This is a genomic window from Spiroplasma endosymbiont of Halictus nicosiae (assembly GCF_978018445.1).
Window position 1 is genome coordinate 1366269 of the sequence record NZ_OZ389573.1, and the last position, 15447, is coordinate 1381715.

Annotated in this window: 15 protein-coding genes and 1 pseudogene; all 16 read right to left on the reverse strand. The window is 28.1% G+C overall.

The window, feature by feature from the left end; genetic code table 4:
* Window positions 1-7 precede the first annotated feature (7 nt).
* Window positions 8-316 (reverse strand): hypothetical protein, encoded by a 309-nt coding sequence (locus ACZ91P_RS09445; RefSeq protein WP_465155402.1) that lies wholly within the window; start codon window positions 314-316, stop codon window positions 8-10.
* A 72-nt stretch (window positions 317-388) separates the two neighbouring features.
* The gene (locus ACZ91P_RS09450) at window positions 389-604 is read right to left on the reverse strand and encodes a hypothetical protein (RefSeq protein WP_465155404.1); all 216 of its coding nucleotides are present in this window, start codon (window positions 602-604) and stop codon (window positions 389-391) included.
* A 142-nt stretch (window positions 605-746) separates the two neighbouring features.
* The gene (locus tag ACZ91P_RS09455) at window positions 747-974 is read right to left on the reverse strand and encodes a hypothetical protein (RefSeq protein WP_465155407.1); all 228 of its coding nucleotides are present in this window, start codon (window positions 972-974) and stop codon (window positions 747-749) included.
* A gap of 100 nt (window positions 975-1074) precedes the next feature.
* Window positions 1075-1248: a hypothetical protein gene (locus ACZ91P_RS09460; RefSeq protein ID WP_465155409.1), complete on the reverse strand. Its 174-nt coding sequence runs from the start codon at window positions 1246-1248 to the stop codon at window positions 1075-1077.
* A complete protein-coding gene (locus ACZ91P_RS09465; RefSeq protein WP_465155411.1) occupies window positions 1242-1811 on the reverse strand; it encodes a hypothetical protein in 570 nt (189 codons plus the stop codon). The genes ACZ91P_RS09460 and ACZ91P_RS09465 overlap by 7 nt, the downstream gene beginning before the upstream one ends.
* A gap of 206 nt (window positions 1812-2017) precedes the next feature.
* A complete protein-coding gene (locus ACZ91P_RS09470) occupies window positions 2018-2374 on the reverse strand; it encodes a hypothetical protein (RefSeq protein ID WP_465155415.1) in 357 nt (118 codons plus the stop codon).
* Between the two features lie 130 nt (window positions 2375-2504).
* Window positions 2505-2924 (reverse strand): Holliday junction resolvase RuvX, encoded by a 420-nt coding sequence (gene ruvX, locus ACZ91P_RS09475; protein WP_465155418.1) that lies wholly within the window; start codon window positions 2922-2924, stop codon window positions 2505-2507.
* The gene (gene alaS / locus ACZ91P_RS09480) at window positions 2917-5673 is read right to left on the reverse strand and encodes an alanine--tRNA ligase (protein ID WP_465155420.1); all 2757 of its coding nucleotides are present in this window, start codon (window positions 5671-5673) and stop codon (window positions 2917-2919) included. Before alaS ends, ruvX begins: the two co-directional genes overlap by 8 nt.
* Window positions 5674-5768: 95 nt before the next feature.
* Entirely contained in the window at window positions 5769-6998 is a 1230-nt protein-coding gene (gene scm1, locus ACZ91P_RS09485; protein WP_465155422.1) for a motility-associated protein Scm1, read from the reverse strand.
* Between the two features lie 93 nt (window positions 6999-7091).
* Complete coding sequence (locus ACZ91P_RS09490) at window positions 7092-9341, reverse strand: RelA/SpoT family protein (RefSeq protein ID WP_465155424.1); 2250 nt, start codon at window positions 9339-9341, stop codon at window positions 7092-7094.
* Between the two features lie 51 nt (window positions 9342-9392).
* Window positions 9393-9566: a phosphoribosyltransferase family protein gene (locus tag ACZ91P_RS09495; RefSeq protein WP_465155426.1), complete on the reverse strand. Its 174-nt coding sequence runs from the start codon at window positions 9564-9566 to the stop codon at window positions 9393-9395.
* A gap of 61 nt (window positions 9567-9627) precedes the next feature.
* Window positions 9628-9909 (reverse strand): type I phosphoribosyltransferase, encoded by a 282-nt coding sequence (locus ACZ91P_RS09500; RefSeq protein WP_465155428.1) that lies wholly within the window; start codon window positions 9907-9909, stop codon window positions 9628-9630.
* Window positions 9910-9934: 25 nt separating this feature from the next.
* A complete protein-coding gene (locus ACZ91P_RS09505) occupies window positions 9935-13111 on the reverse strand; it encodes a protein translocase SecDF, variant type (protein ID WP_465155430.1) in 3177 nt (1058 codons plus the stop codon).
* A gap of 65 nt (window positions 13112-13176) precedes the next feature.
* A complete protein-coding gene (locus ACZ91P_RS09510; RefSeq protein ID WP_114565089.1) occupies window positions 13177-13467 on the reverse strand; it encodes a hypothetical protein in 291 nt (96 codons plus the stop codon).
* A 65-nt stretch (window positions 13468-13532) separates the two neighbouring features.
* Window positions 13533-13829 (reverse strand): Holliday junction DNA helicase RuvB C-terminal domain-containing protein, encoded by a 297-nt coding sequence (locus ACZ91P_RS09515; protein WP_465155432.1) that lies wholly within the window; start codon window positions 13827-13829, stop codon window positions 13533-13535.
* Between the two features lie 402 nt (window positions 13830-14231).
* Window positions 14232-15224: pseudogene (locus tag ACZ91P_RS09520) on the reverse strand (IS30 family transposase).
* Window positions 15225-15447 lie beyond the last annotated feature (223 nt).

The window sequence follows — 15447 nt, forward strand, 5'->3', positions numbered from 1 at the left end:
TTAAAGATTATCAGCGTGATTTTGGGCCTTTTTTGTGAAGATAACGCTGCCTCTTACTTTTTATTGATTTTTCAGTTGATAGCAGCAAAGATTCTTGTTCTTGTGGTTGATGATACATATTATATTCATCTAACAATGCACGACCAATTTCTCGCATAAAAATAGTGCCATAATTATCTTCTGCTGTTGAAATTTTATTAATGTCATTTCTATTTTTAAATACTGGCTTTGCTTGCAATTCTAATCCAGTAACTTCACTATTTAATATTTTTTTATTTATCTTTGGTAATTTAACTGGCTTTGATAATGTAGCCAAATATTCTTCTCGTTTTTTTAATTCATTTAATCTAATTTGTTGTAAATCACGAAGCGCTAACTCTTGTTGACGTTATACTTTTTGTATTTGAATTTTATTATTATTTGCTAATGCTTGTAATAATTGTTTTTGAACAATAGCATCTGCCTCTTGCGCTCATAATTCTTTCTCTCGCGCTCATTGTAAAGCCACATCAGGTCTTTTCTGAGGATCAATGCCACTTGATGTCACAACTTCATCAAAATATTTACGAATTAATTCGGCTGTTGAAATTTTTTTATTTTCCATTGTTAATTCTTCACCACTTTATTGTTACTACTTATTGTTTCACTCTTTTCATTATTAGAGTTTTCAACTAAAAAGCCATCAATAACTTTTTTTCCTTCATCAGGATATTTTTCAATTAAAATTTGTGGTAATGGTTTAGGTTTTACTTTTTTATTATTAAGTTTTTTTGATAACGCCGTTCTTTACGCATATTTTTTTGAATTAATTTTTCTTTTAACTGACGCCGATGAATTTCACAAATTTCACGAGGATGATATCCTGCATAAATATATTGATTTTCCGTTAAATCAACTGTTAAATCATGTGTTTTTGTGGAATCAGCATAATCAATTTGATAATCTTTTAATTCTTTCCGTGTATATAAAGTCAAATCTGCGTCTTTTCTTTTAGTAGGAATAAATGTTTGATTATTTACTTCTGCTATCAAATTAGATTGTTTTTTTGTTATTTTTAAATTAGAAACTTTATCATTATTTTTTTCATAATCATTTCCATATCATTTTTATTTTTTGTGTTTGTTCAATTAATGTTTTATTATTGCTAGCCCCTATTGTTTTAGTAGGTACACTATTTTGACTAGTTCCATTCAAAAATGGTTGCTTTTGCTTACTACTAATTGCATTTGTGAAAGTTAAATTTATCACAATTGCTTCATTTTTTCTATTGATAATTTTGACTTAATCTTCTTTGATGGTTTTATCATTAATGGATTAATTTGTCTAGTAATATCAGGTTCTAAATAAAGATCAGTTTTAAAAATTGGTTTTCGTTTTGGTTCTTCTTTTATAAAATTACGAATATATTTACCACCAATTTGTTTCTTAGTTTTTCCTAAACTACGGGATAATGATTCTTTGACCATTTGATCACGTTTTTTAATAACATGTTCCGGATTAATCACAATTGGTGTCTCATTTTTATCTTTTTTATGTGTGATTTGCTGCATATGTTGTTTTCACTCTGAAGGATGTGAATTCCGACGTGACAACAATTCTAATTGATTTTTACTTAAATTCATTTGATCTTTAATTTCATCTAATGACCGTGATTTAAGATCCCGATTTGATAAAGAATAATCTTCTTCTGGATGATAACCTTCTTGCGCTCGATTTGAATATGGATTAAAATCATGTTTAGTATTATCTCGTCATGATAACAATTGTAATTGATTTTGATTTAATCCTCAATTATTTGCATGTTCTTTCACTTGTTCATTAAATCCTTTTAATGATTCAATTGTTTCCTCGTTTTGACTGTCATTTTTTGAACCTTGTGTTTGACTTTGGAATCGTCCATAATGTTCATTGCATTGTCGGATTAATCGTTGCTGATTTGGATTTAACTTACTAATAATATTTTCAGTTTCTTCTGATGAAGGAAATACTTTATCAGACTTTATATTCTCGTCTAAGATTAGTTCATTCTTAACAACCTAGGATTTAGTCCCATTGTTTTCTTGCTACTCGTTGCATTTTTTGCCAATTCTTTTTTTAAATAATGATGATTTTTTACTTGGGGTTTTTTTAAATTGGCATTTTCTCCTAATAATAATTTAACAAATTTTTCATATTCTTTTTCATAACGTTGATTTCAATCAATTGCACTATTTGAATTTAAATTTTGATATTCTTCCATTAACTTTAAATATGGTTCTGACTTTTTTCAAGACTTAGTTAACATTTTAATAAGCATTGTTTCATTAACATTTATTTTTAAATTATTATTAACTTCTTGTAATTGTTTTGTTTCATTCAATTTCTTACTAGCCATCATTTTACCTCAAATTTTTAAATTATAACCGTCAATAAATTCTTTTTCTAAGATTATATCATTTTTTTCTTGTTTTTGATATCAATACTTGTATAATTAAATATTAAAAAAATAAAAGAGAATGACTCTTTTATTTCTGTTGTAAATATGCTTCTAAAATTAATTGCGCTGCTAAACTATCTTTTTTTTGTTTTCGTTTTTGGCGCGAAAAATTTGCTTCTAACATTATTTGATGAGCTTGATGTGTTGTTAACCGTTCATCAACTAAGTGAATTGTTATCGTTGCTTCTAATAATGGTTTTAAAATATCAACAAAATCATTAACCATTAAAACACGAGGTCCAATTGTATTATTCATATTTTTTGGATAGCCAATAATAATATCACTAAATTGGTTCGTTGTAATTAACTCTGCTAAATATTCTGCTGCTTGTGCAAAATCATTTTCTGGAAAACGATAAACACCATACCCAGTCGCAATCAGTCCCCGACTTGTTGCTAACCCTAGTGTTTTACTACCAACATCAACTCCTAAATAATACTTAGCCATGATGTTTTAAAAATTCTAGCGGGTTAGCAAATAATTTAACAAGTAAAGTTTTGTCTTTATTGTTAAAACCACTTTGAGCAACACTATTATTGCCGCCACCTTTACCACCTAATAATGGATTTAATTGTTGAATAATTTTTCCAGCTTGATAACGATCATCTAAATCATCACTAACACCAACAATTAATGTGGCTTGTTTTTCATCACTAACATCAACGAAGAAAATTAGTAAGTTTTGATATCGAACTTTATAATCATCAATTAACACTTTTAAAGCATTAATATCAACTTTTGTTGTAAATTGATGAGTTAAAACATTAATTCCATTTTTAGTTTGTGGTAACAAGGTATTATATTGTTTGACAAATTGTTGAATTAAAATATTATCATATTGTTTTTGTCAATATTTAAAATCTTCTTTAAATTGTACTACTAACTCTTTTAACTGTTTTCAGTTTGTTTTTGAAACAGTTAAATTTCTAATTTGTTCTCAAGTTTGCTCTAAACGTTGGTCAAGTAATGCTTTCTTACCTTGATTATACTTATCAAAATAATTAATTGCTTCAGTTTTTTCTTTTAAAAATTGTTCATTTAGATAACTAGCAATTGTTTTATTTGAGGTAATAGCATGAATTCGAAATGTTCCAACTCCTTTTGATTCCAAACCAGTTACTAGTAAATCTTCAACATCTTGTGAATTAGTCACATGGGTTCCTCCACAAAGTTCACAAGAATAAGTACCAAATTTAACAATTCGAACCTCAGCATCATATTTTTCTGTAAAAAAAGCTAAAGCATGATGCACATCTAATGCTGTTTGCATATCAGTAAAAATAACTTCACAAGGAATTGCAGCCTTAATTGCTTTTGTAACAGAAGCTTCTACATCTGTAATTTCCGCTGGTGTAATTGCTTGATTATGTGTAATATCAATTCGTAAACGTTCATCATCGTTATAAGAACCAGTTTGCATAACATGGTTTCCTAACACTTCTCGTAAAGCAGCATGAATTAAATGTGTTCCTGAATGATTTTTCCGCGTATAAAAACGACGATCACTGTCAATTGATGCATTGACCAAATCTCCAATCTTAAGTGTCCCTTTAACTTTGACAAAATGTAAATGCTGTTTATTTGGCCCTTGTTGTACATCGAGAACATAAGCTGTCGTATTGTCTTTTAAAATTAATCCGTGATCAGCAGCTTGTCCCCCTTTTTCAGAATAAAATGGTGTCTCTTTTAAAATGATATATCCTGTTGTATTAGTTAATTTTGTGACTGGTTTATCATCAGCAAACATAAAGACAATTTCTGTATTATTAACTTGTTCATGTTCATAACCAACAAATTGACTAGCAACATCTAACTTGGTAAAAAGTTCGCTTTGTAAATGAATTGCTTTAATATCTTTTCGATTAGTACGTGAAATTGTTTTCGCATTTTCTAATAATTCATCAAAACCAACACGATCAACACTAATCCCTGCTTCGTGTGCTTTTTCTTCAATTAATTCAATTGGGAAACCATAACTTTCAAGTAAACAAAAGGCATGTTCTTTTGAAATCATATCATATTTTCTTTTAACTTCATTAAAAAGTTTGTTTCCTTGTTTTAATGTTCTCAAAAATTTATTTTCTTCATCTAATACAGCTTGTTCAACAATTGGTTGTTTTTCAACTAGATAAGAATAATATTCTTGCATAATGTTAACTACTGTTTCCACTAATTTAAATAAAAATGGTTCTGTTAAATCAATTTTTTTCCCATATAAACTAGCACGACGAATTAAACGTCGAATAACATAACCGCGATCTTTATTCCCCGGAAAAGCACCATCAGCAATTGCAAAAGTAACTGCCCGAATATGATCAGCAATTACTTCAAATGCAGTATTAATTTTTAATTGTTCTGAATCATTGTTAAACAATGCTGTTTCATCATAATGAAATTTTCCATTTACTAATTTTTCAACCGCTTTAATAATCGGCATAAACAAATCAGTTTCAAAATTAGTTGGTGTTTCTTGAATAATTGAAGTAATTCGTTCTAATCCAGCACCAGTATCAATATTTTTTCGTGGTAAGTCAGTATATGTCCCATCACCATTATTATTATATTGTGAAAAAACAATATTTCAAACTTCCAAATAACGATCATTTTCTAAATCATCTTGCAATAACTTTAATCCTAATTGCTCAGGATCATATTTTTCCCCACGGTCATAAAAAATTTCGGTATTAGGTCCACATGGTCCGGCCCCAATTTCTCAAAAATTAGTATCCTTATCACCTTTAATAATTCGTTCATCACTTAAACCAATTACATTGCGTCAAATTTCATAAGCTTCTTGATCATCTTTATAAATTGTGACATATAATTTGGCAGGATCAAACCCAATTCATTTTTTATCAGTTAAAAATTCTCAAGCATACATAATTGCTTCTTTTTTAAAGTAATCACCAATTGAAAAATTACCAAGCATTTCAAACAAAGTATGATGACGTGCTGTATAACCAACATTTTCAATATCATTAGTTCGAATTGATTTTTGTGAATTTGTCAAGCGTGGTGATGGTGGTGTTTTTCGCCCATCAAAATATGGCTTTAACGTCGCCACACCAGAGTTAATTCATAATAATGACGGATCATCAACAGGAATCAATGATACTGAAGGTAATTCATAATGATCCTTACTGCGAAAAAAATCTAACCACATTCTTCGAATTGCATTTGCTGTAAATTTTGTCATTTTAATATTCCCTTCTCTTTCATAATTAATTAATAGGATTATAGCATACCAAATGAAAAAAACTTTTTTATTTCAAAGAAGTTCTTACTAAAAGTCTATTTTCGATATCCTCGAACCAATAAATAAAACGAAACTAATAAAATATTAACAAAGAAGAAAGTCGTAATTACTGGCACAACGGCTGGATATTGAAAATATTGGCGAAATATTGTTCACATTAAGGTTTGTCAAAGTAAACCAATTACTAATCATGTTAGCATTTGAACAAACATTAATAAATTATATGAAAATTCTTGTAAACGTGCTAAACAAAACAACATAAAATAAAGGGGAATAAAACTAATGATCATTAATCCTATCACAACTACTAAAAGAATTAAGTTAGCTCTAACATACCCCGTTGTTGATGTGAAAGCAGGGAAAATCATAATTACAATAAAACCAATCATTAATAAAATCATTCCAATGTTGCTTCCTAAGCGTTGACGAAGTTCCCGAAGAGAAGAAATATTAATGTATCCTAATCATTGTATAAAATGAGTTACAAATCCACCACGGTGTCCTGCTGATGATGGTAATAATAATTCAATTGCAATGCGAATTGATAATCCAATCACAACATTAGCAACAGCAAGGGGCATCACAAAAATAATTAATACTGCTCCTGCTTGCATAATTGTTGGTGCTTGTGCAAAAAGCGTTTCTAAGCCATCTTGATTAATTATTAAACCTAATATTGAAAACACATTTGGTTGATATTGTACATTGTTTATTCAAGTTGCCAATCCTTGACCATTAGTTAAATTATATCAATAAAGTTTTTCACGCAGTACAAAAGAAAAACCATCAGCAATGGCAATGAAAAATAATCCTAAAAATAAGGATAGATATAGAGTAAAGCCACCAATTCTTGTCATTCATTTACCAACTAATAAACGAACATTTCATTTTCAATGTGCTACTGTTATATTTGTTAGTAAGACAATAACAAAAATTGCTGTTCCAACTGCAATTAATGTAAAAATAGGAACAAAAATATATAAATCAATTACTCAAAATTTAAAAAGAGCAAATCCATTTAAACTAAAAACTGCTTGAAAAGAACCATATGATAATAAAAAATTTAAAATATTATAAGCACTATCTCCCTGCAAAGTTTCTAATGGATTAAGGTTTAATCCTTTAACGCTTAATGAATTAATAATTTCTTGTTTTAAGGCTGTTACTTGTTGATTTAATGTTGGAACAACTGCTCCAGCTATAATAATTACAATTCCTGCTAAAAATCATATAGTACTAAATTTTAGTCAAGACTTTAATGCCATAGTCTCCTCCATGTTTCTAAATAATTATAGGTATATTATACCAAGAAAACAAGGAAGATGATATTTTTTATTTATTCTGAAGTGATTAACAAATTACATCATAACTCGTTCTACTACTTTAATATCTGGAATGGCTAATAATGATGACCGAATTTGTTGCAAGCGGTCAGCATTACTAACCTTAATAATTGTTTTAATTGTTAAATTCATTAAATCACCAGAAACATTAGCACTCATCATTTGAACGGATGCATTTAAATGACTTAATACTTTTGTCACATCAACTAGTAAGGCTGGTCGATCAATTGCTTCAATCCGAATTGCACAATCATATTGTTTATTTTTACAAACTGCTTCATTTCAACTAACTTCAACTTGGCGGTCTTGCTTATCACCGCTTTGAATATTACGACAAGTTTTTAAATGAACTTTAATCCCTTCAGCTTTAGAAACATAACCAGTGATGTCTTCATATGGAATTGGCAAACAACATTGTGAAATAATAACTTTAATGCTTGAAATACCTTGGACAATGATATCATCTTTTAATTGTGCTTTTTTATATTGTTTATCTTGTAATTTTTTTAAAATTTTTTCATTTTGACTTGTTTCGTGATCTAAATAAACTAAATTAATTGCTTCTTCTAAAGAATATTCATCATTACCAACATCTAACAAAAAATCTTCAATATTATTAAAATTAATTGCATGTAATCGTTCTAATTGTGTTTCTGAACCAACTAATTTTCATTTTAAATCTTTTTTTGCAATATATTCTTCAATTTGTGCCTTTGTTTGTTTAATTTTCTCTAAATTAACTGATTTTGCATCACTAGTTACTTCAACTAATTCTTTTTTCAAATACTTCTTAATTTTTTGTAACGCCGATGATGTTTTGGCGACAACTAATCATGAATGATTTGGTTTTTGGGTTGCTGCTGTTTTAATATCAACCACATCCCCTGATTTTAAAACAGTTGAAATTGGTGAAAATAAACCATTAATTTTTGCTCCAATTGTTTTTTCTCCAATTTCAGAATGAATTTTATAAGCAAAGTCCAGAACAGTTGAACCAAATGGTAATGTTACAACCTTCCCATTTGGTGTTAAAACATAAATTAACGAAGAAAAAATATCATTTTGAATAATTTGTTCCATTAAATGATCTGGTTTATAAACTTCTTGTTGAATTTCATCTCGTTCTTGTACTGAAATATTTTCTAAATCTAAAATCCGTTTAAAAATATCTAATCGTTCATCAATATCTTTTTGTTTTTTTGCAATATCATAATTTTCCCCTTCTTTATAACGTCAATGCGCTGCTACCCCTTGTTCTGCTAATTCATCCATTTCTTCAGTTCGAATTTGAATTTCAAAAATAAGACCATCATCAGCCGCAATTGTAGTATGCAAAGATTGATATAAATTATGTTTTGGCGTAGCAATATAATCTTTAAAGCGATTATTTAATGGCGTATAATGCTGATGGACAAAACCTAACACCTTATAACAATCATCAACACTATTTGTAATAATACGAACAGCTAAAATATCATGAATATCATCAAAATTTTTACCAAACTGATTCAGTTTACGATAAATTGAATAAATTGATTTACTACGTCCATATACTTTTACAGACATCTTTTTCTTAGTAATTAAAATTTGTTTTAATTCTTCAATTTTTTGATTAATAGTATTTTCTCGCTCTTTATTACTTGATTCTAATAATGAAACAATTTTATTGTATTGCACAGGGTTAACAATTTTAAAACTAATATCTTCAATTTCTTGTTTAACAGCTTTCATTCCTAAGCGATGAGCAATTGCTGAATAAATTTCTAAACTTTCTCGTGCAATAATTTGTTGACGTTCTGGTTTTAAATAACCAATTGTTTTTAAATTATGTAAACGATCAGCTAACTTGACAATAATTACGCGAATATCTTTTGCCATTGATAAATATAACTTTCGTAAATATTGTGCTTTGATTTGTGTCCGATTTTCTTTTGCAAAATAACTAACTTTGGTTACCCCTTCAACTAAATTAGCAATTTCAATCCCAAATAATTCTTGTAATTCTTCAAAGGTAGCCGGAGTATCCTCTAAAACATCATGTAATAACCCAGCAATTAAAGTTTTTGGTCCCATTCGCCATTGTGCCAAAAAAAAGGTTGTTCATAATGGATGGATAATATACGCTGCTCCGCTATTGCGAACTTGCCCATGGTGTTTTTCTTCAGCATACTCATATGTTTTGTGAATTTCCTTTAATGTTGCTTCATCTTTAATATACAACTTAATTTGGACTAAGACTTCTTCGTATTTAATATCTCGATCCATTATAAACAACCCCTTTTTCTTATAATAATTATAATTATATCGCGTTTAGCATTAATATTTAATCAGGGTTTTAATTGGATATGAACCTAAATCTTTTTTACCATTTAAATATGTTAAATCAATCACAAAAGCTAAACCAGCAATTGTTGCTTGTTCTTGCTTAACTAATTGACACATTGCGCATGCTGTTCCTCCCGATGCTAAAACATCATCAACAATCAACACACGATCATTTGGTTGTAAATCTCCGGCATGAATCTCTAATTGATTTGCCGCATATTCTTAACTATATTTTACATCAATAACTGCGCGGGGTAAATTTTCCCGTTTTTCGTACAGGAATAAACCGTAAATTGGTAGCATAACTAACAGCTGGGCCAAACAAAAAACCACGTGCTTCAGGAGCAATAATTACTGTTGCTTTTTGAGCAACAGCAGCATACGCTGCTAATTTCTTAATTACTGTTTTAAAAGCCAAAGCGTTATTTAATAACGGAGTAATATCACGAAAAATAACCCCCGGTTCTCGAAAATTAGGAATATCAACAATAAACTTTTTTAGATCCATTTTTAAAAATTCCTTTCTTGGTTAATTAATCATTAATTCCAACAACAACTTGTTCATCAACTTCAACACGTTGTAAATCTAAGTAATTTTTAACACGGATTTTATTTAACGCACGATATTTTTCTAATGCTACTCAAATTGGGATTGCAACAAATAATGTCGCAAACATCCCAATAATTAAACCAATTAAAATAACAACATTAAAGCCAAATCATGTTCCTGAAAAAGCCGCTAAAGTAATTAATAAAATTGCAAACATAATTCCTAATGTTAAACAGTGCTGTAACATTTGTTTAATTGTAATATTAGCAACTTTTTGTAAAAAGTTATGTTCATAATTATAGATCCGAAACTCTTTTTGAATTTCTCGGATGATTTTATGGTTTTTACTTTTAATATCTTTTGCCACCAATTCTACCCGGTGCAATTGGTCACGATATTGTTTTTTCAATTCTTTTAATTTTAAATCTGGATTTTTAACTGCTAGTTTTTTTAATTCCTTTTGATAATAAACTTTATGAGCACGACGTAAACGTTTAATTTGAGCACGATGTTCTGACATATAGGCAAAGAATATTTCATACTCACGAATATTAATTGCTTTTTTATTTTGTTTTGCACGCACCATTATCATTGTTCCAAAAGCAATTGCAAACCCAAAAATCGTTAAGAACGCAATTGACATTTCAAAGGTAATTAACAACTGCGTAATAATTGCAATTGCAATAGTAACAATTAATGTAAAGATTGCGGCTAACACCATTCCAACAAATTGTGCTCAATCTAAGCGGAATAATGTATAAACAAAAATACATGCTAAACCAATTGCCAGGCTAATTACCGCAATTTTTAAGATATAACCTTCCATAACTGGATCAGTTTGTTGTAAGGCTAATGATGTATCACTCGGGCTAGCACCATAAAATGAAGCAATGCTTGATAACAATTCACGTTCAAAAGTACCCTTCGTAATATTTGTACTAACAACTAAAATACGGTTACTATTACCACTATCTTGTCGTTTAATCACATAAATATTAAAACTAAAATTATAACGTGTTATTTGCCGATACTCTTCAATTTGCGTATTTAACTTGGCAATTACAACTTCATCTGGAACTTGTTTAGACCCATCTGTTCCTCACAAGTCTTCATTAACTGTAATATTAATTCCTGGTTTAATTGTATTAGCAACATTTGCTTTTCCAGCAAAACCAATTGCTAAGGCAATTATTAATAAAATGATTCCAATAATTGGGGTTCATTTTGTAATATTATAAAAGGTTCATTTGCCATGTTTTAATTGTTTACGCTTTTTATTTTCTACAGGGGCTGAAGCAAATAATTCTGTTTCAGCATTAGCAGGCAGGTTTACCTCAACATCAGATGGAATCTCAGTTGTTGAAGAATCCACTATTTTAACATCCGTAGCTAGTTTTTTTGATTGTTTCTTAAACAATCAGGTTCATAATGAAAATCGTGAAACATCTAACCAACGATATTTTTCTTGTCAATGTAACTTAATGACAATTCAATACATTAACCGCGCTACGGCAAAAACCATAATAATTGCAATAATTAAACCAACTAATAAAATTGTGGCAAATGATTTAATATTATTAGTTCCTGTTCAAAATAGCGACAGTCCTAATATTACTAAAACAACTAAAGCATCGATAAAAACAGCAATTGTTTGTTTATTAGCAATTTTCATTGCTGGTTCAAATGGGATGTTATTTTCATACCGCTCACGTTTATACCGTGAAAAGAACAACAAGTTTCCTTCTAATGATAATCCAAAAGCAATAATTAAGGCAGCAATACTTTCTGGTGAAATTTCAACCTTTAATAAAGATGAGAAATATAAGGTTGAAATAATTGTAAACAATAAAGTTAAGACGACAATTAATCCAAATAAACGATAATAAACTAATAATACAATAAAAATAACTAAAACTAGAACACCTAAAATAATCATTGAAATTTTAAACACATTTGCTGAAACAACTGGTGGGATTTCACGATAACCGCGAATAGTAAATTCTAGTCCACTTAGCCCCCCATTAACCAAGTTACTAATTTGACGAGCTTCTGTTTCGGTTGATGTTGTAATTTGATTTGAATTTTCGGCTGCACCAGTTCCAATTTTAATTGAATTTCAATTAATAATATATTTTTTATATGCTTCGGTCAAAACACTATTATATTCAATAATTGTTTGTAAATATGGTCGCAATGGATCAATATATGCATTTGTTGTAGCACTTTTATCATTTGGATCAATTAATAAACGATTTGTCGGTACTGTTGTAAAACGAAAACGACTATCTTCCATTCATGTTCTAATTTGTGAAATTGGATAACGTAATGCTAAATCTAACAAATTTCCATGCTGAATTCGAGCAGTCCCTGTATCATAATATTCTACATCAAAAATATGATAAATATTTGTTCAATCTGTTGAAGAAACCTTACTACGAATATCAACACTAAACAAAGTTGCAATTGCTTTTATATTATCAATATCATGGCGTAAATCATCAATCATTTGACCAATATCAGTTCAAATATATAATGATTGTGCTTGTCCGCCTCCTTCTGCTGGTTTTAAACTATTAATAATGCTATCTCATTTTTGTTGTTTTTTAATTTGTAAGGTAATAATTGGTCGACGTGCTTGGTCAACTCCTGTTGTTGAACCAGAGATAACATCACTTAATGGTGTTCGTTCTTTTGTTCCATTATTATCACTAATTAATAAATCTTTTCCCTTATTATCAGTTAAGTAAATTGCTCCTAATCGTTGAATTATTTTACTTAAGTCATTATAAGATTTAAACCTATCTTTTCCAACAATAACTTCAACCGAATTACGACCTAATGTTTGTAAATATAAATTTTGGTTTGATAAAGGATCTAATTTATTTCGTAATAATTCTAAACCTTTTTTGCTATCTCCATTTGGAGTATCCGGTGAATAATTAGGGTCTCTTTTGTCAAAAACATCAATTTGAACTTGATATCCTCCTGAATAAGCAATTCCTGTTTGATATGAATAACGAAAACTATCCGCTGAAAAAAGCGCACCAACAATCATAGCAATAACTAAAACAATTAACGTTCCGATTCGGATAATTAATCGACTTATTGCTCTTTTATCTTTTGGCTCTTTAATTATTTTAACTTGTTCTTTCTTTCCCACGCTTGACACCACTATTCTACTTTTCAACTTTTCTTTATATATTGTACACTATTTCTTATCTAATCCTATGATTTAATAAACATATCTTTAAAATCATCTAACGATAAATCTGGATCAGTAATTTTTTGATTATTCATAAATTCAATTATCCGGTTAAGTTTAATATTAAAAATATAATAAGCAGCATCACTAACATCAATAATTTTTTTATCAACTAAAATTATTTTTAATAAATAATTAATAACATCCTGTTCAGTAATATTTCGATTTAATAACTTTAAATCTACTGTTTTTAAACTAATCATTTTTAAAACATAATTAGCAATTTGTTGTTGTTCTTTTTGATGATTTTGCATTATATTTACACCTTACCTTAGTTCCAACTATTATTATAACTAAGTTATTTAAAAAATTAAGCAATTTATGTTAATTTTTTTAAAAATTCAATTGCTTTTGATGTTAATACCCGCCCCCGTGGGGTTTTTAACAAATAGCCCTTTTTTAATAAAAATGGTTCTAAATTATTGGTAATTGTTAAAAGCGGTTCATTTAAAATTTGGCATAATGTTCCTAAACCAACTGGTTTTTGTTGGAAAAGATTATAAATATGTTTTAAATAATTAACTTCATTTCATTTTAACCCATCTTGAAATACTTTTAAATTAGTTAAAATTTCTGTTAAAAAGTCAAGATCAATTGAACGAGAATTAACAACCAAATAGTCATATACTCGATAAAATAACCGCAAAGTGGTGCGGGGATTATTACGAGTATAACTTGTTAGTAATTGTAATTCATTAGCTGGTAAAACTAATCCAACTTGTAAAAATAAATTATTTAAAATTTGTTGAATTTCAAAAATGTATAGTGTAAATGCAATTAGTTATTTCCTACTCTTATTAATTAAAATAATAGCACTTAAAAATAAGTTTGCAAGTATTTTTAAATTATTTTTTTAATTTGTAAATTGTAAATTGTACTATGAAGTGTAGTACTCTACTTTATTTTATTATAACACCAATAAAATAAATGTTCAATATAATTTATTTTAAAAAAATTTAGTAGTTTTGTTTTAAATTTATGAATTTTGGCACACTGAAAAATAAAATGATTAAAATTTTTATAGGTAATTATATCAAAAATTAAACATTTGTATAAAAACTTCTTTTGAAGATAGTCAATGTAAAGATTTTTTAAGTTTAGAGTTTATTATATTAGCAACTTCTTGATAATAATTTTTTGAATAAATACTTAAATCAATTCCTTTAGAAAATCAATGTCTAAAATCGCGGATTGCTCTTTCAACTTTGGGTTTTTGTGTTGGAGTTCCAGCATCACAAAAATATACTTTAGCATTTGTTATTTTTTCAATTTTTTCTCAATCAGCAAATTCTTTGCCTTGATCTGTTATTATTCCTTTGCATCTATCTTTGAAAAATCTGTTAGAAAAAATTCGTTCTACTGCGTTTGCAACTTCTTTTGTTGTTTTTTATTTTAATGGTTCAATAATTTTGAATTTGGTTAATTCTTCGATTAAAACTAAACAAACACTATTGTTTTTACCAAGCATAGTATCCATTTAAAATCAACCAAATTCATATTTATCATGTTTTGCTTCTTCAATAGTTCTAAAATTTCTTATTTTTCCACGGTTATCAATTCTATTTTTTGTTTTGTATTTTCTACCATGAAAATACAAATTATCTTTCTTGAAATTTAAAAATCCCAAATGAATATATTTATATAAAGTTTTAAAACATACCGGAAATTTAATACCAAATTCTTTTTCATATTTTTTACAAATTTGTTCTGGTGAATCATGAAATTTGTTATATTTTTCATCTAGTAATTCTAAAATATTTAGCAATAATGATGATTTTTTAAAACATTTTTGTCGTTTTTGTAAATAATCTTCGTGTGCTAATTTAGCCTCATATTCATTATCTTTTAACCTTTTTATTTCTCGTCTAATTGTATTGCGATTTTTATGCAATATTTTTGCTATTTTAGATATATTGGATTTACCATTTTTTCTTTTTAAAGAATCAAGTTCTAATAAATCTTTTAACATTACTCTTTCTTTAAAAGTAAAATGATGCTTTGTTTTATCCATTTTAAAAAATCCTTTCTTTTATATACAAAGCTAATTATATAGTTTTTTAAGGTTTTGGGCGAGCAGTTGATTTTCTTAAATTTTTGTGATAAAATAACTTACAAATTAAAAAAGATTTTGAGGTTCTTTCAAACAAATTTGGGAACCTTTATAAAATTCTTCGCTTAACGCTTAGAATTTTTCCAAAGTATTTTGAAAAACGCGGCAAAAGTTTTTTTAAACT